This is a genomic window from Stenomitos frigidus ULC18 (assembly GCF_003003795.1).
Lineage (GTDB): Bacteria > Cyanobacteriota > Cyanobacteriia > Leptolyngbyales > Leptolyngbyaceae > Stenomitos > Stenomitos frigidus_A.
In genome coordinates, this window is record NZ_PVWK01000009.1 from 42,307 (window position 1) to 66,851 (window position 24,545).

21 protein-coding genes and 3 pseudogenes are annotated in these 24,545 nt (G+C 50.2%); 13 read left to right on the forward strand and 11 right to left on the reverse strand.

The window, feature by feature from the left end; all coding sequences use genetic code 11:
- Window positions 1-42 precede the first annotated feature (42 nt).
- Window positions 43-1,839 (reverse strand): iron uptake porin, encoded by a 1,797-nt coding sequence (locus C7B82_RS01210; protein WP_106254490.1) that lies wholly within the window; start codon window positions 1,837-1,839, stop codon window positions 43-45.
- A 450-nt stretch (window positions 1,840-2,289) separates the two neighbouring features.
- Between C7B82_RS01210 and C7B82_RS33500 the strand changes: the two are divergent.
- Window positions 2,290-2,469 (forward strand): annotated as a pseudogene (locus C7B82_RS33500) (RlpA-like double-psi beta-barrel domain-containing protein); the annotation flags it as partial.
- A gap of 94 nt (window positions 2,470-2,563) precedes the next feature.
- Here C7B82_RS33500 and gntT read toward each other — a convergent pair.
- Complete coding sequence (gene gntT / locus C7B82_RS01220; RefSeq protein WP_245939678.1) at window positions 2,564-3,892, reverse strand: guanitoxin biosynthesis MATE family efflux transporter GntT; 1,329 nt, start codon at window positions 3,890-3,892, stop codon at window positions 2,564-2,566.
- An 85-nt stretch (window positions 3,893-3,977) separates the two neighbouring features.
- Here gntT and C7B82_RS01225 point away from each other — a divergent pair, with 85 nt between their 5' ends.
- From C7B82_RS01225 to C7B82_RS31225, 6 genes are all read left to right on the forward strand, one after another.
- Window positions 3,978-5,513, forward strand: coding sequence for a thioredoxin-like domain-containing protein (locus C7B82_RS01225; RefSeq protein WP_106254491.1), 1,536 nt, complete (start codon window positions 3,978-3,980; stop codon window positions 5,511-5,513).
- Window positions 5,514-5,824: 311 nt separating this feature from the next.
- The gene (locus C7B82_RS01230; protein ID WP_106254492.1) at window positions 5,825-6,358 is read left to right on the forward strand and encodes a DUF4174 domain-containing protein; all 534 of its coding nucleotides are present in this window, start codon (window positions 5,825-5,827) and stop codon (window positions 6,356-6,358) included.
- A gap of 87 nt (window positions 6,359-6,445) precedes the next feature.
- On the forward strand, window positions 6,446-7,285 hold the full coding sequence (locus tag C7B82_RS01235) for an aldo/keto reductase (RefSeq protein WP_181357299.1): 840 nt from the start codon (window positions 6,446-6,448) through the stop codon (window positions 7,283-7,285).
- A gap of 138 nt (window positions 7,286-7,423) precedes the next feature.
- Window positions 7,424-8,251 carry an NADPH-dependent oxidoreductase gene (locus tag C7B82_RS01240; RefSeq protein WP_106254493.1) on the forward strand — a complete coding sequence of 276 codons (828 nt, stop codon included), beginning with the start codon at window positions 7,424-7,426 and terminating at the stop codon, window positions 8,249-8,251.
- A 193-nt stretch (window positions 8,252-8,444) separates the two neighbouring features.
- Entirely contained in the window at window positions 8,445-8,798 is a 354-nt protein-coding gene (locus C7B82_RS01245; RefSeq protein WP_106254510.1) for a Pepco domain-containing protein, read from the forward strand.
- Window positions 8,799-8,856: 58 nt separating this feature from the next.
- Window positions 8,857-8,955, forward strand: a complete 99-nt coding sequence (locus tag C7B82_RS31225; protein ID WP_219903866.1) for a caspase family protein — start codon at window positions 8,857-8,859, stop codon at window positions 8,953-8,955.
- A gap of 150 nt (window positions 8,956-9,105) precedes the next feature.
- Here the strand turns inward: C7B82_RS31225 and C7B82_RS01250 are convergent, their stop codons facing one another.
- Window positions 9,106-9,513, reverse strand: coding sequence for a hypothetical protein (locus C7B82_RS01250; protein WP_106254494.1), 408 nt, complete (start codon window positions 9,511-9,513; stop codon window positions 9,106-9,108).
- Between the two features lie 499 nt (window positions 9,514-10,012).
- Between C7B82_RS01250 and C7B82_RS01255 the strand changes: the two genes are divergently transcribed.
- The gene (locus tag C7B82_RS01255; protein ID WP_106254495.1) at window positions 10,013-11,035 is read left to right on the forward strand and encodes an SGNH/GDSL hydrolase family protein; all 1,023 of its coding nucleotides are present in this window, start codon (window positions 10,013-10,015) and stop codon (window positions 11,033-11,035) included.
- Window positions 11,036-11,110: 75 nt separating this feature from the next.
- Window positions 11,111-11,251 carry a hypothetical protein gene (locus C7B82_RS31830; RefSeq protein ID WP_181357300.1) on the forward strand — a complete coding sequence of 47 codons (141 nt, stop codon included), beginning with the start codon at window positions 11,111-11,113 and terminating at the stop codon, window positions 11,249-11,251.
- A gap of 24 nt (window positions 11,252-11,275) precedes the next feature.
- Here the strand turns inward: C7B82_RS31830 and C7B82_RS01260 are convergent, their stop codons facing one another.
- From C7B82_RS01260 to C7B82_RS34915, 4 genes and pseudogenes are all read right to left on the reverse strand, one after another.
- The gene (locus C7B82_RS01260; RefSeq protein WP_106254496.1) at window positions 11,276-11,707 is read right to left on the reverse strand and encodes a cupin-like domain-containing protein; all 432 of its coding nucleotides are present in this window, start codon (window positions 11,705-11,707) and stop codon (window positions 11,276-11,278) included.
- Window positions 11,708-11,727: 20 nt separating this feature from the next.
- Window positions 11,728-11,874, reverse strand: coding sequence for a hypothetical protein (locus C7B82_RS31835; RefSeq protein ID WP_219903868.1), 147 nt, complete (start codon window positions 11,872-11,874; stop codon window positions 11,728-11,730).
- Window positions 11,875-12,089: 215 nt separating this feature from the next.
- Window positions 12,090-12,440, reverse strand: a pseudogene (locus C7B82_RS31230) (carbamoyltransferase C-terminal domain-containing protein); the annotation flags it as partial.
- Window positions 12,419-12,631, reverse strand: coding sequence for a carbamoyltransferase C-terminal domain-containing protein (locus tag C7B82_RS34915; RefSeq protein WP_425443593.1), 213 nt, complete (start codon window positions 12,629-12,631; stop codon window positions 12,419-12,421). The pseudogene C7B82_RS31230 and the gene C7B82_RS34915, both read right to left, overlap by 22 nt.
- 1,086 nt (window positions 12,632-13,717) lie before the next feature.
- Between C7B82_RS34915 and C7B82_RS01275 the strand changes: the two genes are divergently transcribed.
- Both C7B82_RS01275 and C7B82_RS01280 read left to right on the forward strand, forming a co-directional pair.
- The gene (locus tag C7B82_RS01275; protein WP_106254498.1) at window positions 13,718-14,839 is read left to right on the forward strand and encodes an N-acetyltransferase DgcN family protein; all 1,122 of its coding nucleotides are present in this window, start codon (window positions 13,718-13,720) and stop codon (window positions 14,837-14,839) included.
- 24 nt (window positions 14,840-14,863) lie between these two features.
- Window positions 14,864-15,961, forward strand: a complete 1,098-nt coding sequence (locus C7B82_RS01280; RefSeq protein WP_106254499.1) for an alanine/ornithine racemase family PLP-dependent enzyme — start codon at window positions 14,864-14,866, stop codon at window positions 15,959-15,961.
- A 58-nt stretch (window positions 15,962-16,019) separates the two neighbouring features.
- On the opposite strand, the gene C7B82_RS01285 is transcribed toward C7B82_RS01280, so the two are convergent.
- From C7B82_RS01285 to C7B82_RS34920, 3 genes and pseudogenes are all read right to left on the reverse strand, one after another.
- Window positions 16,020-17,369, reverse strand: a complete 1,350-nt coding sequence (locus C7B82_RS01285; protein ID WP_106254500.1) for a TldD/PmbA family protein — start codon at window positions 17,367-17,369, stop codon at window positions 16,020-16,022.
- Complete coding sequence (locus C7B82_RS01290) at window positions 17,366-18,802, reverse strand: TldD/PmbA family protein (protein ID WP_425443592.1); 1,437 nt, start codon at window positions 18,800-18,802, stop codon at window positions 17,366-17,368. The genes C7B82_RS01285 and C7B82_RS01290 overlap by 4 nt, the downstream gene beginning before the upstream one ends.
- A gap of 174 nt (window positions 18,803-18,976) precedes the next feature.
- Window positions 18,977-19,165, reverse strand: a pseudogene (locus C7B82_RS34920) (hypothetical protein); the annotation flags it as partial.
- Between the two features lie 147 nt (window positions 19,166-19,312).
- On the opposite strand from C7B82_RS34920, the gene C7B82_RS01300 reads away from it, so the two are divergent.
- On the forward strand, window positions 19,313-20,686 hold the full coding sequence (locus tag C7B82_RS01300; protein WP_219903870.1) for an AAA family ATPase: 1,374 nt from the start codon (window positions 19,313-19,315) through the stop codon (window positions 20,684-20,686).
- 432 nt (window positions 20,687-21,118) lie between these two features.
- On the opposite strand, the gene C7B82_RS01305 is transcribed toward C7B82_RS01300, so the two are convergent.
- Window positions 21,119-21,337 carry a DUF4278 domain-containing protein gene (locus C7B82_RS01305; RefSeq protein ID WP_106254502.1) on the reverse strand — a complete coding sequence of 73 codons (219 nt, stop codon included), beginning with the start codon at window positions 21,335-21,337 and terminating at the stop codon, window positions 21,119-21,121.
- 745 nt (window positions 21,338-22,082) lie between these two features.
- On the opposite strand from C7B82_RS01305, the gene C7B82_RS01310 reads away from it, so the two are divergent.
- Window positions 22,083-24,476, forward strand: coding sequence for a bifunctional diguanylate cyclase/phosphodiesterase (locus C7B82_RS01310; RefSeq protein ID WP_106254503.1), 2,394 nt, complete (start codon window positions 22,083-22,085; stop codon window positions 24,474-24,476).
- Window positions 24,477-24,545 lie beyond the last annotated feature (69 nt).

Consider the following 24,545-nt stretch of genomic DNA (forward strand, 5'->3'; position numbering starts at 1 on the left):
CTAGGGTTGGGTAGGAAGGAACTGTTGTGCAAGTCGGGTCATCTAGAAGGTGAAGGTTGTACGAATCACACCCACATATTGAGTATCATTGCGGCTGTTCCCTTCTGGGTTAAACAGTACAAATATACCCGGCGTGATCGCGATGTTGTCTGTCAAACGATAGCGGTAGAAGGCTTCTAAATGAAGTGGTGTACTGCTATCAGTACGATTATTCGTCAGACCGCTGTTGCTGATGACATTGGGTGCCATCCCAAAAAGGAGACCGCCCAAATTCCCTTTTTTGCCCAAATCGGGGAACGCCAGATAGCCCACAGCACTAAGGATCGTAGCGTTATCGCTGTTGCTGCGGCGATGCGCGAACGATGCCGAGGCCCAGCCCCCCAAAATGATCTTCGGAGTAAGCTTAAGCTGCACAGCGCCAGCGATCGAGTCTGCTGATGTAGCAGCACCATTAAAGGGGTTGGCGGCAAAGCCAGTGCCAGTGCTGCTGGTGATGTTAATGCCGCCACCATTCGGTTCTGCACCCGTGTAATACGAGTGGGCATAAGCCAGACCAAGGGTCAGCGCCTGGTTGGGTTGGAAAACGACCTGAGCAACGGCGGCATTAGAGCCATTAAATAAGCCTCCCTTAGCGGCTGGATTATTGCTGCTGCCACCAGCCAGATAACCACCTTCCAATCTCAGCGCATCATTAAACTTATAGGCAAACGTGATACCAGCGGAACCGTTGTTGTTCGGGTTATTAAGCCGATAAAAGGTGTTGAAACGCCCAAAGCGCGAAATCGATCCCGCACCACTACTTTCAAAAGGGCTTAAAGTGCTCACGATCGTATCTGAAAGCTCATCATTCAGCGCATCGATCTGCACGGTGAGCTTGTCGCCTACAGGAAAGCGATAGAACAGCTTGTCGATTTGCACGGCATTGTTCTCGTTACCGTCGAAACCCAAGCGAGTCTGATTGGTTCCTGTAAAGGCACCGGCAAAAGGGGTCGTATTACGAGCCTGTAAACGAGTCCGCAGACGGTCTTTACCGGTAAAGCTGGTATCCAGCGAGAGGCGCACGCGATCGGAAAAAATCGTCTGTGTATTGTCATTTCTCGATGTGCCTGCGATCGCTCCACCTGCACCGTTGACGGTCGCACTCTTACCAAACGTATCCGCGATCGAGAAAATGACTTCGCCGTTCAGCTTTGTGGTGGTCGAAAACTGCTGCTTCTCCAGAGTGGCTGTTCGTGCTTCCACTGCTTCCACGCGGCCACGCAGGGTTGCCAGTTCAACCGCAAATTCTTCTTGCAGCTTTTGCACGGCCAGCAGATCTTCTTTTTTGACGAGATCAGCAGTGCCTGCCGCAATCAGCTCGTTGACCCGATCCATGCAAGCGTTTAGACCAGCAGCAAACTCGTAGCGGCTGAGTGCTCGGTTCCCGCGATAAGTCTTGTCAGGATAGCCGACGATGCAACCATAGCGCTCCACCAACGATTGCAGCGCTTGGAACGCCCAGTCAGTCGGCTTCACATCTGAAAGCTGGGAGACAGAGGTGACTTGACCAATATCTGTAGAAGTATTGCTTTCAACACTATAAGCAGCGACTTGGTTGAGTGTAGCCGTCGGAGGCGCTGGCCGAGGCGATGCGGCTGCAACGGCTGCGACCGATACCTGGTTGGTTGAAAGCGCCTTCGAGGCCTTTGCAGATTGGTCAATTGTCGTCGCTGGCGAAGTTGCATCAACCGCTTCAGCGGCTTGCACAGCTGTACTGGTACCAGCGATCGCAGAAGCCACAGCGGTAGCACTCAGCAGGGCTGGAGCCGTCAGTAAAGTTTTCCAAGACTGTTTTGACATTGTTAAGCCTCCTCTCCACACCTTTCGTTGCAAAACCCAAAAGTTACATACAGGTTTTTGAATGAACTCAAGAGTATTTTTGCCCTACTAACCTTACGCTGGTGGCATTTAATGATCCGGACGTTCTCAAAAATTGCAGACCGACGGGATTCTCTTCACGTGCACCTTACTGATCAGTTCCATTCGCCGCCCCAATCGACGGCAGGGCGTTTGAGCAGATGGACTCTTGCCAACTTGGCGCAGCGGAGGCAAGCTCTAGAATTTGACGTGTCTAGTTAAAGATGAGCCAACTGGAGATGTCCAAACAACTAGAGAATGCAATTCATCCTGAAACGCGTGCTGCATGGCGAGCATTCATGGCCTCGCAACCTGGTATGGCCCTGGGTTCAGCGGCAACCGAACAGCCAGTGGCGAAATCTTTGATCCCAAGGCCTTAACGGCAGCCATCGTTCCCTTCCCTTTGGGACACAGGTGCGCGTCACAAATGTGAAAAATGGGCGTGTGGTAGTCGTTCGCATTAACGATCGCTTAGCTGATCCGGGAGTCGTGATTGACCTTTCAAGTGGTGCTGCCCAGTCTATTAGCTTGACAGAAACCTCTCGGGTCACAATGGAAGTTTTAGATCGCTAATTGGTTGAAATGGGCGCATGGCGACAACTGGGCTCTGTACCCAAAGGGGATAATTATGCCGCAGAACAGGGTAGGGAGGGTGATACCGCTTGTATCAACTGACTTCAGTACGACGCCAACCGTTAAACCATTGCCAGCTCAGGGACAGTGCCCGCATTGCCATAAAGAGCGATAGCGATAGCCATAACCAATGATTGTTGTGTTGATACCAGGCGATGAGCGCGATCGGCACAAACCCAAGCAGCACCGCTTGCAGCATGGATTGCCGCAAAATCCATCCTTCTGTCAGTCCTAGAAAATAGCCATCCAACATATATGCAATGGAACCAAAACCCAACACAGGGAGTAGCCAAAGCACATATTGCTTCAGGTAAAGCAGCACTGAGGCATGATCAGTGAGTCGCCCGAATAAGGGGTCTGGATAGCTGATGAAGGCGATGGCAAACAACACGCCCACTAAGAGGCTAAGCCCTCCAGCCACCAGCACCAGTTGTTGCAATTGACTCAGCCTCCCTTGACCCCGAAAGAGTCCGGCTAGACTTTCGGTCGCGAAAGCGATGCCATCAATGAAGTAGGCTGCCAAGGTCACGACCTGCATCAAAATGGCATTGGCAGTGAGGGGGACGGTGCCAAAAGCAGAGCTAAGATTGGTAAAGACGGCAAAGGTTGAGATGAGGGCAAAGGTGCGGATCAAGATATCCCGGTTGAGCACTAAGACCACTGTTAACGCTGACGCATCCCAGAGTTTTCGGACATTGATCCGCCTTTGTTTGCCGTTCCCGTCTCGGTAGAGAAGACCCAAACCGACCACCAGCATGAGGTACTGGCTCGCTGCCGTTGCGATTCCGGCTCCAGCACTGGCCCAATCGAGGTGGACGATCAACCAATAATCAAGCGCTACGTTTGCGCCACTGTTAACGGCTGTCAGGATCAGCACACGATCGCTCTGAGACCGTCCGAGCAGCCAACCAATGATGACAAAGTTAACCAGCGTCGCAGGGGCACCCCAGATCAGGGCGTTATAAAAGGTCTGTCCTGCAGCTGAGACCTCCGGAGTCGCACTGAGCATCGCAAAGCCAATTTGCCGCAGGGGCACTTGCAGAATGACGATCGCCACCCCCAATAGCAGCGCCAGAAGGCCATGTCGCAGTCCAATCAAAAGTGCTTCTTCTTCTTCACCGCGCCCAATGGCCTGTGCCGTCAGGCCGGTTGTACTCATGCGCAGAAAGCCAAACGTCCAGTACAAGTAGTTGAACACAACGGTTGCCAGTGAAACACCTGCCAGATGCCGAATGTCAGCCAGGTGCCCTAAGAAAGCGACATCGAGCAGCCCCGCGATCGGCACCATCACATTCGAGAGGATGTTAATGGCGGTCAGTTTGAGAAACTGTCGTAGAAATGTCGGTGGTTGGAGGTTGAACAAGGGCTGATGCACGATAATGGTTTAACGATCACAGAGTAAGAACATGGCACTGCCATGTCCTTACAGGTTATTTAATTTTTGAAGTATGGTTCGTGTCAGAGCGCCCGCATTCAATCAAGCCTTGCTCTGGTTAAACTGCGATCGCCCTCTGTCTCTGAAGGCCTTGCGTGGGCAAATCGTGCTGTTGGATTTTTGGACGTATGGCTGCATCAATTGTTTGCATGTCCTTCCCGATCTGCAATATCTGGAACAAAAATACTCGCAGCATCTCACCATTATCAGCATCCACACGGCTAAATTTGACCACGAACAGCATTTAGAGAGCGTTGAGCAGGCCATTTTGCGCTATGGCATAACCCATCCCGTTGTGGTGGATCGCGATCGCGATCTCTGGGAGCAATATGCCGTTCGAGCCTACCCCACCTTCGTCTTAATCGACCCACAGGGTTACATCGTGACAACGCTTGCGGGTGAGGGACGACGACAAGTTCTGGATGACCTGATCCAACGCGTGCTTGAAGAACATACGGGCAAGGGCACGCTCAGTGAGCCTTTTTTACAGGCAATTGTGCAGTCCCAACCACCGCTAACTCCTTTAGCCTTTCCGGGCAAGGTGTTGGCTGATGAAGCGAGCGATACGCTTTTCATCGCAGATACGGGACATCATCGGCTTGTTCTGACCACGTTGGATGGAGCGCTCAAAGCGACGATCGGCACTGGAAGCGCAGGATGGCAGGATGGTGCTTGGGAAATGGCTCAATTTGCTGCACCACAGGGTATGGCCTTGGATACAACCGGGCAGATGCTCTACATTGCCGATGCGGGCAACCATTTGCTGCGCCGCCTTGATCTGGTGCAACAGACGGTCAGTACGCTGGCGGGAACGGGTGTCCAGAGTCGAGCAATTTTCCCACATGGTGGTAGGGCGCTGGACATTGCCTTAAATTCACCCTGGGATCTGGCACTGCTTGGAAAGCAGCTTTATATTGACATGGCAGGTTCCCATCAAATCTGGGTGATGGATCTAGTTCAGCAAACGCTACAGACATTCATGGGCACAGGTGCAGAAGGTTGTGTGGATGGTTTGCCGGACATTGCGGCCTTTGCCCAGCCCTACGGTATTGCAACCGATGGCACCCAACTGTTTGTGGCGGATAGCGAAACCAGTTCGATTCGTGCCATCACCTTAAACCCAACGTCGATCGATCCAGCACCGATCGTTCAAACAGTGTGTGGACAAGGTCAACTGTTTGCCTTTGGCGATCGCGATGGCATTGGCCTGGATGTTCAACTTCAGCACTGTTCAGGACTGGTTTATGCTCAAGGATCGCTCTGGATTGCCGATACCTATAACCACAAGCTTAAACAGCTTCATCCAGCCACCCAAACCTGTCAGACTATTGCTGGTGGAATCGCGTCAGGCTTTGAGGATGGTATGGGAACGGCTGTCTGTTTCTCAGAACCATCTGGACTCGCCCATGCCAGCGATCGGCTCTATCTTGCCGATACCAATAATCATGCCATTCGCTGCATGCATCTCAAGTCCCTGGAGGTGACAACGCTGCCGCTGCAACAGCTTTGTTCTCCCTACACCTGCACTCCCGCCCAACTCAAGAGCTAAACAACCTGGAAGGGGCTGTACGGCAAACTATCGCTGCAGGCACGCTTAAACCTGACACCTGTGCAACGAGAAAAGATGGTCATACCCATTTAGATTGAAACGGTGACATAGCTTGTAGGGATGGACATGGCATTGCCATTTTCTTACCCAATGATTGATCTGTAACGACTAGTTTTGAATCGGTATCACTGCAAGCGGTCACGCCTGTTTGGTTGGTGCAACCAGCCACGAAGCTGAAAAATTCTCACTTCAGAGGCAGTCCACTATATGACTGACCTGATTACAGTAAGAAGGTAGCCATCATCCCCAAAATGCAGCCGTTATTCATCCTTGCCCTTTTTCTACCGCTCCTTCAGGCTTGCACCAATGCCCATTTTCCCGACTGGTTGCAACCATCACCCAAAGCATCGGTTCCTGCACCACAGCCTGAAGCACTCAATCTTGCCGCAACGCCTTCTCCTTCAGAAATGAGCTTTAATCTGCGTGATCAGCAGTGGCAACATCGCATTGTGTTGCTCTTTGCGCCCTCCGAGCGATCGCCTGCCTATCAGCAACAGATGGAGCAGTGGCAGGCACACCAAGCGGGCATGCAAGAACGGGATCTCAAATTGGTGGAAGTGTTGGGAGAAGGCGAAAGTCGAGCCGATGGACAACCCATCACTCCAGCAGCGACTGCGCGTCTCAGGCAACAATTCGGCCTGACCTCAGCGTCGTTTGCCGTGATTCTGATTGGCAAAGATGGCACTGAGAAGCAGCGAGAACGCGCACCCATTGCGCCAAGCACACTTTTTCGCACGATCGACGCCATGCCCATGCGTCAGCAAGAACAGCGCTCCCAACCGTAGAGGCATGGCATTGCCATGCCTCTACCAGAATTCGTGGTTGACTGGTAAGTGATTTCTGCCTCTGTCCTTTCATTTGAGTCGATAACGATGACGATACGAACGCTTACATTACCCTCTGGACAAGCCATCCCTGTACTAGGCATGGGCACCTGGCAGATGGGCGAGCAGGCTCACAACCGTCAGAGTGAAAGTGATGCCCTCCGTCACGGACTCGATCTAGGGTTATCGCTGATTGACACTGCGGAAATGTATGGGGAAGGTGGCGCAGAAGAAGTGATTGCTGAAGCCATCGTCGATCGTCGCTCAGATGTCTTTCTGGTCAGCAAGGTTTATCCCCATAATGCCTCTAAGAAAGGGACAATCGCGGCCTGTGAACGGAGCCTTAAACGTTTAAAGACGGATTATCTCGATCTCTATCTATTGCACTGGCGTAGTTCTACCCCGTTAGCAGAGACGTTGGAGGCATTCCAGACGCTACAACAAGCAGGCAAGATCCGTGCGTATGGCGTAAGCAACTTTGATGCCAAAGCTATGGAAGCAGCTAACCATCTGAAGGGTGGAGACGCGATCGCCACCCTTCAAGTGCTCTACAACCTCACGCGACGAGGGATTGAGTGGAATTTGCTGCCCTGGTGTCGGCAACACGGGATGCCAATGATGGCGTATTCCCCGATTGAGCAAGGACGGTTGCTGAACGACTCAACACTCACGGCGATCGCTCAAGCACGTGGAGTAACGTCGGCGCAGGTTGCGATCGCCTGGTTATTGCATCAAGACAACGTGATTGTAATTCCTAAAGCCAGTCGGATTGATCATGTAGAGCAAAATTACGCTGCACTGACTTTGAAATTGAGCATCGAAGAACTAGCGACGTTAGATGCTGCCTTTCCCCCACCGACTAAACCGGTTGCCCTGGAGATGCTGTAACAACTTTATTGCGGTTTTTGCGGCCTCACTCGGTTAGTCAAGTTTACTTGCACGTTGAATGATGAGATCAGCGGTAGATGCAGAGACGAGGAGTGCTGTTTTACCATACTCTCTATCCCGTCACTCACCCTGTTTCACATGAACCTGCTCAGCCCAACCGCTTTGATTCGAGAACGTTATGGCAGTAGCGCCTTCGATTCAGAGCCTCTCTTTAACGAAACGTTGACCACTCTGCTGTCTCATCGCTCCGTGCGCGCCTATCGGCCTGACTCTCTACCATCTCAAACGCTGGAAACTCTGGTTGCAGCGGCTCAGTCGGCTGCAACCTCTTCCAATTTGCAAACCTGGAGCGTTGTTGCAGTTGAAGATCTGGCGCGGAAAGCAACGTTGGCTCAACTGGCAGGCAATCAAGCCCATATCCGCCAGTGTCCCTTGTTTCTGGTGTGGCTAGCTGACTTGGCACGACTCCATCACCTTGCTTCACAACGGAGACTGCCTACGGATGGGTTGGATTACCTGGAGATGTTTGTCACAGCGACGATCGACGCGACACTAGCAGCACAGAATGCCACGATCGCCGCTGAGTCTTTGGGGCTGGGCACGGTCTACATTGGCGGCATACGAAACCAGCCTGAACGCGTTGCCGAAACGCTTCAACTACCGCCACATTTATTTGCGGTTTTTGGGCTGTGTGTGGGGTATCCCGATGAGGCCAAACCTGCCGCGATCAAACCGCGTCTACCCCAGGCGGCTGTCTTACATCGAGAAACGTATGATCTGGCTCAACAAGAAGCGGCGATCGACCAGTACAACGAGGTCATGCAACAGTTTTACGACGCGCAGAACATGAGCGTTGCTGGCGATTGGGTGGAGCATTCGCTCAAGCGAGTTGCAACCGCAGAGGCATTGAGTGGTCGCGATCGGCTGAAGGAGAGCTTGCAGAAGCTTGGCTTTCCATTGCGTTAAGGCACACAGCCAGCGATACCTGGAATAACTAAATAGTATTTTGAGGGCTTCCCCTTGGGACGATGACCATAGCCCCGTAATCGACAGCGAAACAGTAAGAAGAACACCCGCGTAATGATCCTGATAAAATGTGACCTGGTTTTTACCGTTTGCTGGAGGCTATGATCAGGTTAATCTCCTAGCCCCGCAACGTATGCCAGAAGACTACATCGTGATTGTGACGGATGAGACGGATGAATCTTCTGCACCGATCGACGGTCAACGGGGATGGCGCGAGGAAGTTGGCAAACGCATCGCCAGCCTGAAGGAAGTCCGGTTGCCTGTCTCGCAGCTAGAGCAGAACATGAATCAATTCTTGCAACTGGTCGGGCGCTTGTTCAAGCAGGTGGATCAGCAGATTGGTTCTGAATCGGGCATGACGCTAGATGAGGTGGAGCTATCCGTTGAAATCAGCGGCGAAGGGGAGGTTAAATTGGTGGCAGGCGGCAAAGCGGCAGGGAAAGGGGCGATTAAGCTGAAATTCAAGCGATCGGATGCCAAACCGTAGGATGGGCAATGCCCACTCTACAAACCTAGAGTTTACGAAAGCAGACACAACGACGTAGATGGCAAACAATTGGGCGATCGTTATTGGCATTAATCAATATCGCTTTTTACAACCGCTGAAGTACGCCAAGCGGGATGCTGAAGCGATGCGAATTTAGCCGAGCAAGATTTCATACCGCTTTGAATAGCGATCGCGGTAGATGAAGATCCCCCTGTCTCCAGCATCCTGATCAAGATGGACTGAGGGGGATCTTCTCGGTACGAGAATCTAACGTGATGACTCTTTTAACCGTCTAGAAGACAACGGCTTAGAAGTTAACGTTCTTAGCCGTTCCAGCGAGTTCGATCGTGTCGTACTGTTGTAGTTGGATGGGTTCAGTAGGATTGACGAACACAACGCGCTTGCTGAGAATTGCCATTGTTTGAATGGAAAGTTCACGCGACTTTGGCGATAGCTGCACCGCTGGCAGCAGCAGAGTCAGGCTCTCAAAGCCTTCATCTGCCTGATTGTTTTTCAACTGAACGGTCACCATCTGACCCAATCCGGTCTCTTCGGTAAGAATGTCAGAGCCGCTAAAGGTTCTCACCTCGCCGCGATCGTTGTAACTAAGCTGGGGCACGCCTGTAATACTGGTGGTCGAAAAAGTGATTTGCTTGTCGTACCCCTGCAATTCATACAGGTTGGGGGTGACGGTGTCTAGAGCTTGTGCTTGCATTGTAAAAACTCCATTTTCAGGGGGATAGCGCAAGTGATGGGTGTTTCTCACTAGAGGAGGAAACCATTTCACATGCCTTCTGATCATGGAAGCGTTGATGGAACATCAGCAGTACCCAGAAGGGTACTATTCTCACAAGCGTTGCTGATGCTAGAAATGAATTTGGCGCGTGATCTCCCCTCTCTTCAGCTCAATTGAGCACCGTCAAGCGCTTGTCTGTAAAGCATTAGTTGACGCGAAACCTAATACTCAAAGACCATCGAGGGTTTGAAAACCGCGGCGGTCTAAAACCAGCTACTTTTTCTTTCATCAGTGGCAGGCTTCATACAAGCTTTAAGAAAAGAGCGATCGATCGACACGTTTTTTATCTATCCTCTGTGTATAGGAACATCCAGACGTGTCAGACCTTAGCCGTTCAAATTCGACCGCTTTAGCGCTAGCACAGGCGCTGGAGAGCAGAAAAGCACACTTGCCGCAACGACTGTTTCAGGAGAGACCCATGCCCCCCATCTCTTTGGTTGCTAAACTACAGCAGGCACTACTGCTGAGCACACTCCCAGTCACGCTCACAGCCCTCACTCCAACGGCCGCGCAGGCCTTTAGTTTTACTGGACTCTACGTCTTCGGCGACAGCCTTTCTGATACCGGGAATACCTTTAACGCAACCGGAGGCTTGCTACCACCAGCACCGTTCTACACCGCTGGACGCTTCTCCAATGGCCCCGTCTGGGTCGAGTACCTGGCACCCAGGTTAGGGCTGACCTTTAATAACGCCACTGCTTTTGCCTACGGCGGAGCTACCACTGGCACTCAAAATACCTTTGTGCCTGGTTTGCCCGGACTGCAACAGCAAATTACTGGTTTCACACAGGCTACACCAGTGGCCGATCCAAACGCGCTCTATATTGTGTGGGCGGGTGCCAATGATTATCTGGGTGCTGCCAGTACGTTAGACCCCTTGCAGCCTGTGCAACAGCCCGGCACAAATTTAGTCAGTGCCGTGCAGGCGCTGGCTGGAGTCGGTGCACAAACGGTATTGCTGGCGAATTTACCTGATTTAGGCAAACTGCCTGGTACTCAAGGGAACGCACAACTCACAGCGCTCAGCGCCGCCCATGATGTCGCCCTGGCTCAATCCATCCAGCAGCTAGCTCTAGTCACGCCGAATGTGCAAGTGATTCCGTTTGATGTCGCCGCTCTCTTTAGTGATGCGATCGCCCAGCCAAGTCGCTATGGCTTCACCAATGTGACCGACGCTTGCCTGCTCACACTCTGCCAGACCCCCGATACCTACCTTTTCTGGGACGACATCCATCCCACCACTGCTGGACATGAGCGTATTGCGGATGCTGCCGCCGCGACAATCAGTACTGCTGGTGTGCCTGAACCACCGACGTCCTTAGGGTTAGCCATCTTTGGTGTCTTTGCCGCTGGTGCAGCTGCTTACAAGCGACGCCAACGCTCAAAAACGTTGCCGCTCAACGATGCCGACTCTCAGCCAACGACCTCCACACTGTTATAGTCCGGTACAAACATAGTCTGGTGAGGAGCTAGACACGATCGTCGTTGGCTCCTTATGCACCTGGGCATCGCAGGCATGATTTCAGGGTGTCAACGACGTCCGGCGGGCGATCGGGTTCATCGTGCTACTGGGCGCGATCACCTGCCTGCAATGGTCATAGCGGAAGCTGCGGTTTTGTCACTCATTCGTGACCCCTCATCGGGGTTTGATGTTTAAACATTTGTGCTGCTCCAAAGCTTTTCAACGATCAGCAGCATGACAAGTGCAATTTTTAACTTTGTAGACACCCTGATTATGTAGAAAGCGTCTCATATTCTCCCAGACTTCTGTCGTCAAGCGATCAATCGTTCCAAGCATAAAATGGGCAATGGTCACTGTAGGGGTGTGTGATCGCACCTGATGCCACCAGCCTTTGGGAATAAAGAGGACGTCTCCAGCAGTCACATACATGACTCTTGGTTCAACGCCTTTAAGATGTGGAAACGCTTGCAAATCAAGATCAAACATATTAACTATTGCATCTCTAGCCCCGTAATCAAACTTGTCACTACGGTATTCAGGCGGAATGGCGGAATGAGGATATAACCATATTTCTTTGTCTCCTACAACTTGAACCAGAAAGCTATTGAACACGTCATAATGGAGCCCAGTCAAAGCGGCTTCTGGCCCAATCCAGGCAGCTTTTACGGGCGTTACGCTCCTGGGAAAAAATCTGTGTAGTCAACATCGTGCTGCAAGACTGGAAATTCTTGAAACAAATCAAATTCTTTGAGATAAAGTGTGTCTTCTGTCGGTGACGCAGGATAAGCCAGACTGCGAATATAAGCAGTTAGAGACATTTGTACAAAGCGGGTTTGATACTGCTCTCGATTTCCCCGCACGAGGCGAACTTAGCGATCGCCTGAAAGAGTTTCAAGATAAGACCAGATCCACTTCCTAAGAGCAATCCAGGAGTCAACACCATTTTTGACCAGAACTGGCTCTTTTGAGTTTTTAGGTAAAGCTTGAAAATTGGTCATGATGTGAAGTCAAAAGCTCTTCGTAGTCGCTGTTATTAAAGCGTTTCTCTTTGTTCAGCGCGCTCAAGTATGTAATCTCCTAAGACGAGGATATCAATGGCTGTTTTCTTAAAGGTTGAAATCGCATCCTGGGGAGAACAAACAATGGGTTTGCTATCATTGAAAGACGTATTGAGTACAAGAGGAACACCTGTAATTTTCTCAAACTGTTGGATCAATTGAAAATATTTGAGGTTGATTTCAGGATAGACAAGTTGTACTCGCGCTGTCCCATCGACATGTAGAACAGCAGGAATGAATGAATGCTTGCTTGAATGCACTGGACAGGTAAAGAGCATGTATTTCAGGCTTTCTGAGAAGCGCCCTAGTTCAAACCATTCACTTGCTTTACTTGCGAGTACACTTGGGGCGAAGGGGCGAAGGGGCGAAAATCCTCGCGATGTTTGACTTTTCTATTGAGCACCTCTCGCATCGAAGGATTTCTGAGATCCGCTAACAGTGAACGGTTTCCAAGTGCTCTTGGACCAAACTCCATCTTTCCTTGAAACCAAGCGACTAACTTCCCACTTGCATTAATTGAGCCACCTCATGCGTTACATCGTTTGAAAAACGAGCCTTCAGCCCCGCTTGTTTAACTAAAGTAAGATGCTGTGAGATCTGATACTCCGGCCCTATGTAAGGACTCACTTGATAAATGCCTTTTGCAAGCGTATATTTATGACAAATTGCTAATGCTGCGCCAACAGGTGTCCCTGAATCATGGGTACCAGGGGGAATGTATACTTTTTCAAAGGGTCCGTTTTCCTTCAAATGCACTTTAACTAGTCAGTAGGAGCCCAGAAAGCCGATTTTGATTGAGTGGCTTCTAAGTAGCTGAGGTATCAAAATGCCGGATCTTTAAGCATCCTGTCCATATCACCTCTACAAATGCCTGTTAGGATACACAGTAAAACGTTCTAACGGCTTGAATGCAGACATTGATAAGAGCACCCAGGATACACCCGAAGCTTTGAAAGACAAGGGTCTTTTGCTTCAACACCTAGTGATGCGTACGAGTCAACAAAAGCACGTTTTTGGGGCGGGGTTTGACCAAGCTGAACGTCATTGGGTTCTGCAAGTGATCGCCCACTGACTCCAGCAGCCTCGCCAAAGGACGTCATGGTTGGTGGTAATCAAACGATTTGTTACGCCACTTTAGGCACCGATACGATTTGAAACACTTGCCCAAAACGATTAGAAAGGTTCTGTTTTAGCCAAGCGCTTCGCTTTAACAACTCAGGTACAGCAGCGCTGAGCGGGCTTGATTGTCCTCATCATTGATTGACTAAAACAAGTAAGCATCATGGTGATGCCAATCTCGTGCTAGAATAAATGTATACGAAGCTACAAAATCCTGCGATCAAGCTCACTCAGACCTCAACCAGGGTAAAGATAATCGCTTCATATGAAAGCATTAATGCTTGCGTAATGCTTTAGCTCAAGATGCTTATTTCCTTGCCAACGCTCCAGTCCAAGTGAAATTAAGCTGATCCATCGGTCTTTTCTCATTGCTAACTAATTCTGATTCGGTTCTTTGACTGAGCAAGTTTTTTGCCCAGTCCATTAAGGGCATGCTCAGGTTAAGCGCTTGAGGGGTTGAAACTAAATTTGAGAGCTAATCTTAATGGCGCCTTTGAAAAAAACAGCTTTAGTTTACTGCGAAAAGCAGTTTGGCTTAATAGATGGCAAAACAGCCGCCGGTTTAGTGCGACGCTCGGAGACTTATACCATTGTTGGGGTGCTTGATAGTGCCTTGGCTGGAAAGGATGCGGGGGAAGCCTTAGGTGGCGCGAAAAACCATATTCCCATTTTTGCCAATTTAGAGGCTGCGTTGGCGCAGTTGCCAACCGTTCCTGATTGCTACATTTATGGCAAAGCGCCCTTAGATGCTTGTATACCCGCTACAGAAAGGCTGCTTGTCTTAGAAGCCATGCAAAAAGGGATGGATATTCTTAATGGTTTGCATGAGTTCTTTTCTGACGATCGAGAGTTTACCCAAATGGCTACTCGGTGCGGTGTTCAAATTAAAGACATCAGGAAACCGCCCCATTTAAAAGATTTACATGTCTTCGCGGGTCAAATCGGTAAGGTCACTGTGCCTGTCGTTGCCATCTTAGGTACCGATTGCGCCTGCGGAAAAAGGACTACCGCAGTGGCACTCAACCAGGCCCTCATTGACCTGGGCATCAAATCAATCCTGGTGGGAACGGGACAAACCAGCTTGATGCAGGGAGCAAGATATGGCGTTGCGATCGATGCGCTGATTTCCCAATTTGTGATCGGTGAAATTGAACACTCTATACTGCAAGCCTTTGATAATGAAAGTCCCGACATTATTTTGGTGGAGGGGCAGAGCGCTGTGAGTCATCCCGCGTTTATGAGTTCTCTTGGCATCTTGAAAGGAAGTAGGCCTGATGGCGTTATCCTTCAACACCCACCTGCCAGGAAGTTTCGATGCGATTTTCCGCATTTGGCTATGCCCACTGTTGAGAGCGAAATTAAATTGATTGAGGCGATCGCTCAAACTCGAGTGATGGCCATTACCTTAAGTCATGAAAATTTAGCAGATAAAGCAATGCTGCCAATCATTGAGGCCTATGAGCAGCAGTTTCACTTACCGACAACGGATGTTTTGAGCCAGGGCTGCCAGAAGTTAGTGCAAGCCTTAAGCAAGCAGTTTCCAACATTAAAGCAAAAAATCAAGCGATCGCCGTTAGAAACCATTCCTGTCTTAGCAATGAGATAGACGTTACCGTCTAGAAAGCATGACATGAAAGCGTTCCTGCCAAGAATAGATATTGCCTTAGCCCAAATTCGGGAGAATGCTCGGCTGCTCTCCGAGCTTTATGGGCAAAGAGGGATTTCCATCATGGGCGTTTCTAAAGCGGTGCTTGGAGAACCCGCTGTTATCGAGGCTATGATTCAAGGCGGCGTCAGGTTTATTGCCGACTCTCGTCTTGAAAACATTCAAAAAATGAAAGCGGCGGGGCTAATCACTCAGTTTGTGCTTTTACGCACGCCTTTAAGTCAGGCGGAAGCGGTGGTTCAAAGTGTCGATATTAGTCTCAACACAGAGATCGCAACGCTGCAGAAACTTTCCTACTATGCCAAAGCACATCATAAGCAGCATCAGGTGATTGTGATGGTGGAACTGGGTGATTTGCGTGAAGGGGTGCTTCCGTGCGATCTTGCCCCCTTTATCAGGGAAACGCTTTCTCTGCCCCATCTCAAGCTGGTTGGTCTTGGCTGCAATTTGGCTTGTTATGGTGGCATCAAGCCAGACGATCGGAATATGCATGCACTATCCATACTGGTTAATCGCATTGAAACCGAATTTCAGCTCAGTTTAGCCATTATTTCAGGTGGTAACTCTGCAAATTATGAGTGGTATCAATCGGCTCGAGCGATCGGTAGGATTAACAATCTTCGCTTGGGTGAATCCATTCTTTTGGGTCGCGAAACGGTTAGCCGTAAAGCAATTCCAGGTTTACACACCCACGCCTTTCAACTGATTGCTGAAGTCATCGAGTCCAAGCAAAAGCCATCTCTCCCGTTTGGCACCAGCGGCCAAGACGCGTTTGGCAATGTACCGAGTTTCCAAGACCGAGGCGTGCGCCAGAGAGCGATTCTTGCTTTGGGACGGCAGGATGTGTTGGTCTCTGGCTTAAACGCTCACAGCAAGCTAGAAATACTTGGGTCTAGCAGTGATCATCTGATTCTCGATAGCCAGCAGCACCCGTTACGGGTCGGCGATGAGGTGAACTTTGATCTGGATTACGGTGCGCTTCTTGCAGCGATGACGTCTCCTTTTATTCACAAGCAATTGATCAAGGAGCATCGTCAAACAGCCCCGTTGTCCCTTAAATAAGGCGATTTGCAAGCGAAAATGAACCGTTGGGACGGGCACGGCAATTGTGCCAACCGACTTACAGCGTATAAGTAAACTCCTCCATTAACATGCCCGGAACCCACGTGCCCCCCAACTCACGGCTGCCGTAGGTACCAACGTGTGGAATAAACTCCTGAAAGGCGGTCAGGTGAATCAGCCGATCGCCGAAACAACGATAGAGGCTTTCGTCAAAGCGGAGGTTTTCAATTGGAGCCACCCATTCGCCGTTTTCGACCCAGAAGCAGGCATAGCGGGTCATACCGGTGATCCGTCCATTTGGACGATCGCTCCAGTTAAGGTAGTGCAGATTGGAGACATACAAACCCGTATCGAGTGTGTGCAGTAAATCAACCGCACTGAGCGTTCCTGGTTTGACCTCAGGCGATCGCAGGTATTCTCCACTGGCAGCACCATTGGCAATTTTGCTGTATTCCTTCGCGGTGCGAGCGCTAATCAAGGTATTTTTCAGCTGACCCGCTTCGACGATCGGTAAGGTGATGGGAGGCAGCTCACCCAAATCATTGAACTGAGGCACCACGCCCCGTTGGAAGTTTTCCATCAGCGTGAATTGTGGTGAAAGCTGCTTTTCACCCCGTTGCAACAGACCCAGAGCACTCCCCCCGCGTTGCATCGCCCCCTCACTCACGGCTCCCCAGGAAAACATGCCAATCAAATCTGCCACTGCGGCTGGGGCTAGATAAGTGCGGTATTGCCCCCGTTCCAAAACTTTGGGTGGTGTAGCCGTGAGCCGTTCTAATTGCCGCTTCGCTGCCTGGATCTTGCTGGTGTAAGCGCTGGTATCCCAAACACTACCAGCGACGGTGTCCTTGACGGCCTGCCCACTGGGCGCAAAGAGGGAATAGTCTAAAGCAAAGGTTTCGGTGGCAAACCAATGTCGCTGCCCAACGGAATCGGCGTAAGCACGGATCACCCAACCACCCGCATAAAGACCTGCAAAGTCTAACCCCTGCACAAGCGGCAACACGGTTGAAGCGATCGCCTCTGGAGTAAGCAGACTTCCCGCATGAACGCTGTGGCTCTGAGCCTCTCCACTGGGCAGCACCAGAAAGGGATCGATGGGCAGTTGGGGCAACTCCTGTCGCAAGGCCTCCAACGCCATTTGGAGCCGTGGCCAATCGGTGCCCTTCTCCCCGGTAAAGGGGATCTCATAAGAGCCAGTGCGTTGGTCTCGCATCAAGGTCAGACTGAGATTGCCATCCCTCACTAAGCCGGTCTGACGCACCTTCGCCTGGTTAAAGCGCGTGAACTGGCTCTGCTCTGCTGTCAAATGGAGGATCAGATGCTCATCCGTCTGGCGTTGCTGTAGCAAGGCTTCGACGAGTTGGTTAAAGGTGGTTTCCAACGCAACCAGACTGTCAGGCGTCATGCCTCCCCTCCAAAGACTTCGATCTGCTCAAACGCGCACACGGGCGACGCATGCCCTACTCGAATGACCTGGTTGGGTTCTCCTTTGCCGCAAAAAGGTGTGCCGTAGACTTCCCAGGTGGTGCGATCGCCGACAGAGGCCAGGCTCTGCCAAAACTGAGGCGTTGTCGCGCGATAGTTGGGATTCCGCACCGTCTTCGTGATTTGACCCTTTTCAATCAGTCTGGCGTACTCGCAGCCAAATTGAAATTTATGGCGCTGATCGTCGATCGACCAGGAACGATTCGTTTCCATGTATACACCCTGCTCAATGCCCGCAATTATGTCCTTAAAAGCAGTGTCTCCTGGTTCTAGATTGATATTGGCCATGCGATCGATCGCCGGACGGTTCCAGGAGCTGGCACGGGCACAGGCAACTCCTGACAAACCCAGGCGAGCCTGACTTTCCAGACTGCCAAGCCCACGCTCCAAGGTTCCGGCGCGAATCAAATACTCCCGCGTCGCTGGTGCGCCGGTGTCATCAAAGCGATAGCTGGCATATTCTCCAGCCACCGTGGGGTCAAACGTGATGTTCATCAAAGCCGAACCATATTGCAACCGTCCGAAATCCTCAGGCTTCACAAAGCTGCCGCCAGCATAATTGCGCTCATCCCCCAAAATCCGGTCGAGTTCTAACGGGTGCCCCACACTCTCATGAATCTGGAGCATCATTTGATCGGGCGCTAAAACCAGTGTTGTGGAATGGGTGGGGCATTCTTCAGCGTGGAGTAGCTCGATGGCCTGCGCCCCCACCCGTTCGACCGTCTCCCAAAGCTGAGCCGTGGGGAATAATTCCCAGCTCCCCTGGTAGCTACGGGCCAGGTAGCCATGATTGCTACGTTGTTGCACGATCGGCCCCTTCTGAACGGTCACACCGTAGTGAGTGGCAATCAGGCTGACCTGTTGATAGACTGCCGACCCATTGCTGCTCACAAACCATGACTCAATGTCATGCGTCACTGCCGTAGCACTGGTCTGCACCACCTGGTCAGACACCTTCAATTGCTGGCAAATGCGTAGCAGCAAGTCATTGATTTCGGCAACACTCAGCCCATCCAAGGGCTGGAGGCGAGGGGAGTGATAGTCGCCGATCGACTGAGGGCGCTGTTGAGTGGTCCAATCATAGATGCGCCAGGGTTGAGTCGCGATCGCCTGTTGATAAGCAGCATGGATCGCGTGACGGAGTCCCTCTGCTGTGAGTTGGTTTGTTGCCGCATAGCCAAATTGCCCCTGTGCTAAGACTTCAACCATCACCCCCTGGCTCAAGCCTTTGTGATTTGAGCGGGGCTGGCCGTCCCTGACGGAGCGCCTCGTTTCTATTTCTTTAACGGCTCGAATGCCTACCCACTCAGCCGGGATATCTAGAGTTGCAATCGCGTGTTGCAAATCAGCCATCATAGACATTCATCTCACACTCCATGCTGTTATGTCCCAGTGTAGTCGTAACGAGACTGTAGACAAAATGAGATGGCGATCCCGCCATCGGTGTCATACAGTTCGTTCAATTTCATTTACACATCTGCCACTGGTTGCATCAGACGGTCGCTGGCACGTGCGTTTGGGCAATCATTACGCACTTTTGGCTGACTTTGCCCAGTTGTGGTCACGCCAATAAGATTCAAAGTCACTCAGCTTAGAAAATTCGCGTTTCAAAGATGCCAAATCCGCTGTGTAGCCGACGTCCTCAAACCAGCATGAGGTCTTACGTTCGGCGCTACCCACCGAGCTGTAGACAAAATGCTGGACGCCTGCCGCTTTCGCCGCGTCTGCAAATCCCGCTCATATCTAATTGAAGAAAGCCTCAGACAGCAGGAGTTCTATTCGGTAAAATAACAACTAGCTTGCCGCCGCCATGCCAACACTGCGCCAGCTTAATAATGTCCCAAATGTGAATAGGAGACTCGTGTGAACAATCGGGAGATCAAGAAAGAAGCCAACCTCCTATACAAATCTGTTCTGCCATTATTAGAGTTGGGAGAAAATTTCGAGCAGTTGATTCTCACCGATCTGGCAAGAATTATGCAACTTTTAGGACGTAGTAAGCGCGAAATAACTTCAAATGAATTGCTAGCCTTTCTGGTTGTTTTTGCTCTAATTAAACAAGATAAGGAAAAGCTTAGTATCGCCATCAATCGCTGGAATCAATCTAGCAAAGACCGACAAATTGCTGAGAAAGAAACCCTCAAAATTCTTCTGGAATTAACCAATAACAGCAGCCAAATCGAGCAGTTAGAGTTGCCATCAGTATTGAATCAGCTTGATGAAACAAAGCGCACTCATTATCTAACTAAAACGGTTAATGCCATCTATCGCTTTGCCCAAATTGCAGTAAAAGCAGACAACAATATCACACTGCAAGAAATGGAAGCGTTATCAAATATTTGGCAATTATTGCATTCTTATCACAAAACTGAAAAAGGCACTAAAGAAGCGCTTCCAGAAAATTTCTCACTACCTGTCCAAAACATAGAGGATGTCTTGCGTGAACTCAACCAGTTAATTGGCATGGAGAACATTAAAACTGAGGTGAGAACGTTAACGAATTTTCTGCGGGTACAGCAAGCACGATCGCAGCGAGGCTTAGCACGCACTCCAGTCTCACTGCACTCCGTCTTTTCTGGCCCACCAGGAACCGGTAAAACAACCGTCGCTCGCTTAATGGGCAAAATTTTTAAGGAACTCGGTTTTCTTGCTCAAGGGCATTTGGTTGAGACCGATCGTGCTGGTATGGTTGCCTCACATATTGGTGGTACGGCTGAAAAAGTAAATACGTTGGTTAACTCTGCACTGGATGGTGTTTTGTTTGTCGATGAAGCGTATGCCCTTACATCATCCAATTCAGCGCAAGACTTTGGTCAGGAAGCTGTTGATGTGCTGCTTAAACGGATGGAGGATTACCGCAGTCGCTTAGTGGTGATTGTTGCCGGCTATACTGAGCCAATGACAGACTTTATTGAATCCAACCCGGGCCTTAAATCTCGCTTCAATCGCTATTTCTATTTCAACGACTATACACCTGATGAACTTGTGGCTATCTTTAATAAACTTTGTAAGGATAGCCACTTCAAAGCAACTGAAGCTGCAAATCAAACGCTTTTTACGTTACTCAATAGCCTTTACGATCGACGCGATCAAACTTTTGGTAATGCTCGATTGGTACGGAATCTGTTTGAGAAAACCATTGAGCAGCAAGCTAACCGTTTAGCTGTCATTACGTTACTCACTGACGAGGTACTGACCACTATTCAGGCAGAAGATATTCCTTCCGTGGAAACCTGATTGACTGACAAAACTCCTGCGGTTGTCGGCTAAAACCACGCCTACAAGAGGCAACGTCTGCCTGCGTCAACTCGGTCGCCATTGCTTTAACCCACAGAGATGAATTTTGGACATTTACCTGTAAGCAACGAGTACCATAGCAGGCCACAGTGACCGAGGAAACCTAAAGTACCCCCAGATCAAACAGATCTGGGGGCTTTAAAGATAAAAGTATTGACAGCAGGTATTGAAACAATTTCACTCTAAACAATACAGAAGCTGTTTAGGCTAATTTCCCATCATGAAAGAGTGAAGCTTCAGTAAAGTATCGGGTTAAACCCATCGAAGCGATGCTGCTGGGTCAGGAACTCGGCTCCGCCGATCGCCATCGCCACCAACAGCAGCACCATCAACGGCAGTAAAGAGGCTGTGACAAAGAGTGCTATTCGTGCGTTAATGAGCAGGCGTCAAATGTTGGTTCGGGACTGCCATCACGCCAGCAAAGCGCCAGTTGATTGCTTTCGGCAAGCGGCTCGGTTTCCGAACTGTCAACTGACAGTGGTAGGTTTGACCGCGATAAAAAAGCGTGCGGCTTAAGCCAGTCTTGATGGACGCTGAGAGTAAAAACGAAGGGAGATAGTAGAAAGCTTGACCGCGATAGATTAGTTGCATGATTAATGGTCCTTGGGGGTGAAGGTTAATGACGTGTGTCTGTTTAATGCTTCATACCTTCAACAAAGAATTACGCAACACTTTCTGTGATGTTGCTGGGCACTTATTGTGATGGCGATCATTGCTCAGTGTCATAACTTACCCCCTTCAGGGAACTGATCAGTAACAGTGACGCACCTCTCATAACACTCGTCGGCTCAATAGTAGACTGCTCAGAACCGTAAGCCAACGCCTTCCTCATCAGGTCAAAAGAGTCAGACGGGATAAATAGCTTAAGCGATTTCCGGCAAAGATTTTACCCTTCGACTCCGCTCAGGGTGCAAGCTGGCTGAGCGGAGTCGAGGACAGCGGGTAGTTTGTTTACTAGAAATCTCCTTATTGAGCGTGAGGGTTAGAAAAGCAATGCCCGATCGCTCTCAGCCATACCCTTCTCTTCCCTGTAGTTAGTAAACAGGTGTGTCAGCTTTTACCTGATCTAAGCGTTCAGATGGTAAACCAGCCCGATGAATGGGCACCTTGAACACATGATCATCAAGATGATGTCTCCAGGTAAAGGAATTACTAACCCGATCGTTCTGACCAGGGTCTTTTTGTGCCCTATGACCTGCAACCTGATGGCCATTCTGATCATTGAGTAGGTACTCATCAATTTGGCGATCGCCTTCCCAGGCTTATGTGTAGAAGACAAGCAAAAACTGAAGCTTCCTTGAACTACGGACTTCTCAGGCAAAAGGTAACGATTTAGATGACAATGCCTCTTTCTAAAAAGACACTAGTAGTGATTAGTCTTGCCTTAACAGGCATCTTAGCGACGTTATATACCGCTTCGTATCACATTCTAATCGCTAATAGCAAAGAAGCCGAAAGCCACAGTACACGGCAATCGATCATCGGGGTACTTAATGTCCTTGCTCAAACCGAAGACGACTTTAGTGCCCGGTTTGCTGACTGGTCTTCCTGGGATGATACTTATACCTTTATTCAGGATCGGAATACAAATTACATTAAGTCGAACCTGGTGCCAGGGACACTGATGAATCTGAAGGTCGATCTAGCGTTGTTTATGCAACCCTCTGGCCACATCGTGTTTGGCACGGGCTTCGATCGCCAAACAAAGCAGCTCTTACCAGTGCCGATAGAGTTACTTAACCAGATCAACCCGCAGACCCATCTACTACAGCAAACTCTGGCTGGCGCTAATCAAACTGGCATTATCTTGCTGCCAAAGGGGCCGATGCTGCTGACCGTCCGGCCAATCCTGACTAGTGAAGGCAAAGGCCCGATTCGGGGAGCCGTCATCTTCGGCCGCTACTTAGATGCTCAGGCCATTCGTCAATTAGCTGATATGACCCAGTTCCCGCTCTCGCTACAGCCCTTGAATGTGCCGACACTACCGGCTGATTTTCAGAGGGTGCGCTCCTCCCTGACAGCCCAAACACTGATCGCGGAGCAACCGCTGAGTGAGCAAGTGATCGGCGGCTACGCGTTGATCAGCGATCTGGCTCGTCAACCAGCTTTAGTGCTAAGGGTTGATATTCCTCGGAAGATTTATTTGCAGGGACAACAAAGCATACGCTACCTCACCCTTACGCTGGTAGTCATTGGGGTGCTTGGCGGAGGCATGATCCTTCTACTGATCCAAAAACTCGCGTTCTACCTGCTGGAGCAACAACGAACTGAGATTGCCCTGCAGCAGGCGGAAGAGAAGTATCACAGTATCTTTGAGCGTACCGTCACCGGGATCTTTCAAGCTACTCCAGAGGGGCGCTATCTCAGCGTCAACCCTGCGCTTGCCGAGATTTATGGGTACGATTCTCCAGATGACTTGATCACTGGACTGACCGATATTGAGCAGCAGCTGTATGTTTCTTGTCAGCGTCGTAAAGAATTTATGGCGCTACTAGAAAGACAACCGGCCTTGACGAAATTTGAGTCGCAGATCTACCGCAAAGATGGGAGTGTCATCTGGATCACAGAAACAGCCAGCGTTGTGCGGGATGAGCACAAGCGGGTGCTTTATTACGAAGGTTTCGTCTCAGACATTACTGAAACAAAGCAGATTGAAACGGCCCTACGGGAAAGTGAAGAGCGTTATGCTCTAGCCATTCAGGGCACCAATGATGGACTATGGGACTGGAACCTTCAACTCAACCGCATCTTTTTCTCATCTCGCTGGAAAGCCATGCTGGGCTACGAGGATAGTGAGATTGACCATAGCCCTGATGATTGGTTAAGCCGCATTCATCCTGAAGATGTCTTAAGAGTGAACCAAGAAATTGCAACGTATGTGGAAGGTCTTAGTACCCAGTTTGAGAGCGAGCATCGCATGCGGCACAAAGAGGGGCATTATCTATGGGTGCTGAGTCAGGGCTTTGCGGTACGAGTTGCAGAAGGTAAAGCAATGCGCCTAGTTGGTTCTCAGACTGATATAACCGAGCGCAAGCGTGCTGAAGAACAGCTCTTACACGATGCTTTACACGATGCGCTCACCGGACTACCCAACCGAGTTTTGTTCATGGATCGTTTGGGTCATGCCATCCAGTTGAGCAAACGCCGAGAAAATTATTGCTTTGCGGTACTCTTTCTTGATTTAGATCGCTTCAAGGTGATCAATGATAGTTTGGGTCACATGGTGGGCGATCAACTGCTGATTGAAATTACTCAACGCTTGAGTCCATGTTTACGATCGAGCGACACGTTTGCTCGTCTTGGTGGCGATGAATTTGTCATTTTGTTAGAAGACATTCAAGATGACAATTTGGCTACCGACGTTGCGGAGCGGATTCAGCAGGAGTTAAAGCAACCCTTTAAGCTGCAGGGGCATGAAGTGTTTGCAACTGCCAGTATCGGCATCATTTTTAGCACAGCAAGCTACGAGCGACCAGAGGATTTGCTCCGTGATGCAGATACCGCGATGTACCGTGCGAAAGGACTGGGACGGGCTCGTCATCAAGTGTTCGACCCTTCAATGCATGAGCATGCAATGGCGCTGCTGCACATTGAAAATGACCTGCGTCGAGCGATCGAACAGCAAGAATTTCAATTGCATTATCAGCCCATTATCTCCTTGAGAAACAACCGCATTAATGGGTTTGAAGCACTGGTAAGATGGCAGCATCCCACGCGTGGGAGTATGTGATTAGCGTGGGCTGACGGACTCAGATTTCAGCACCATGGCTTGCGCCACTTGGTCGATGAACGAGTCGCC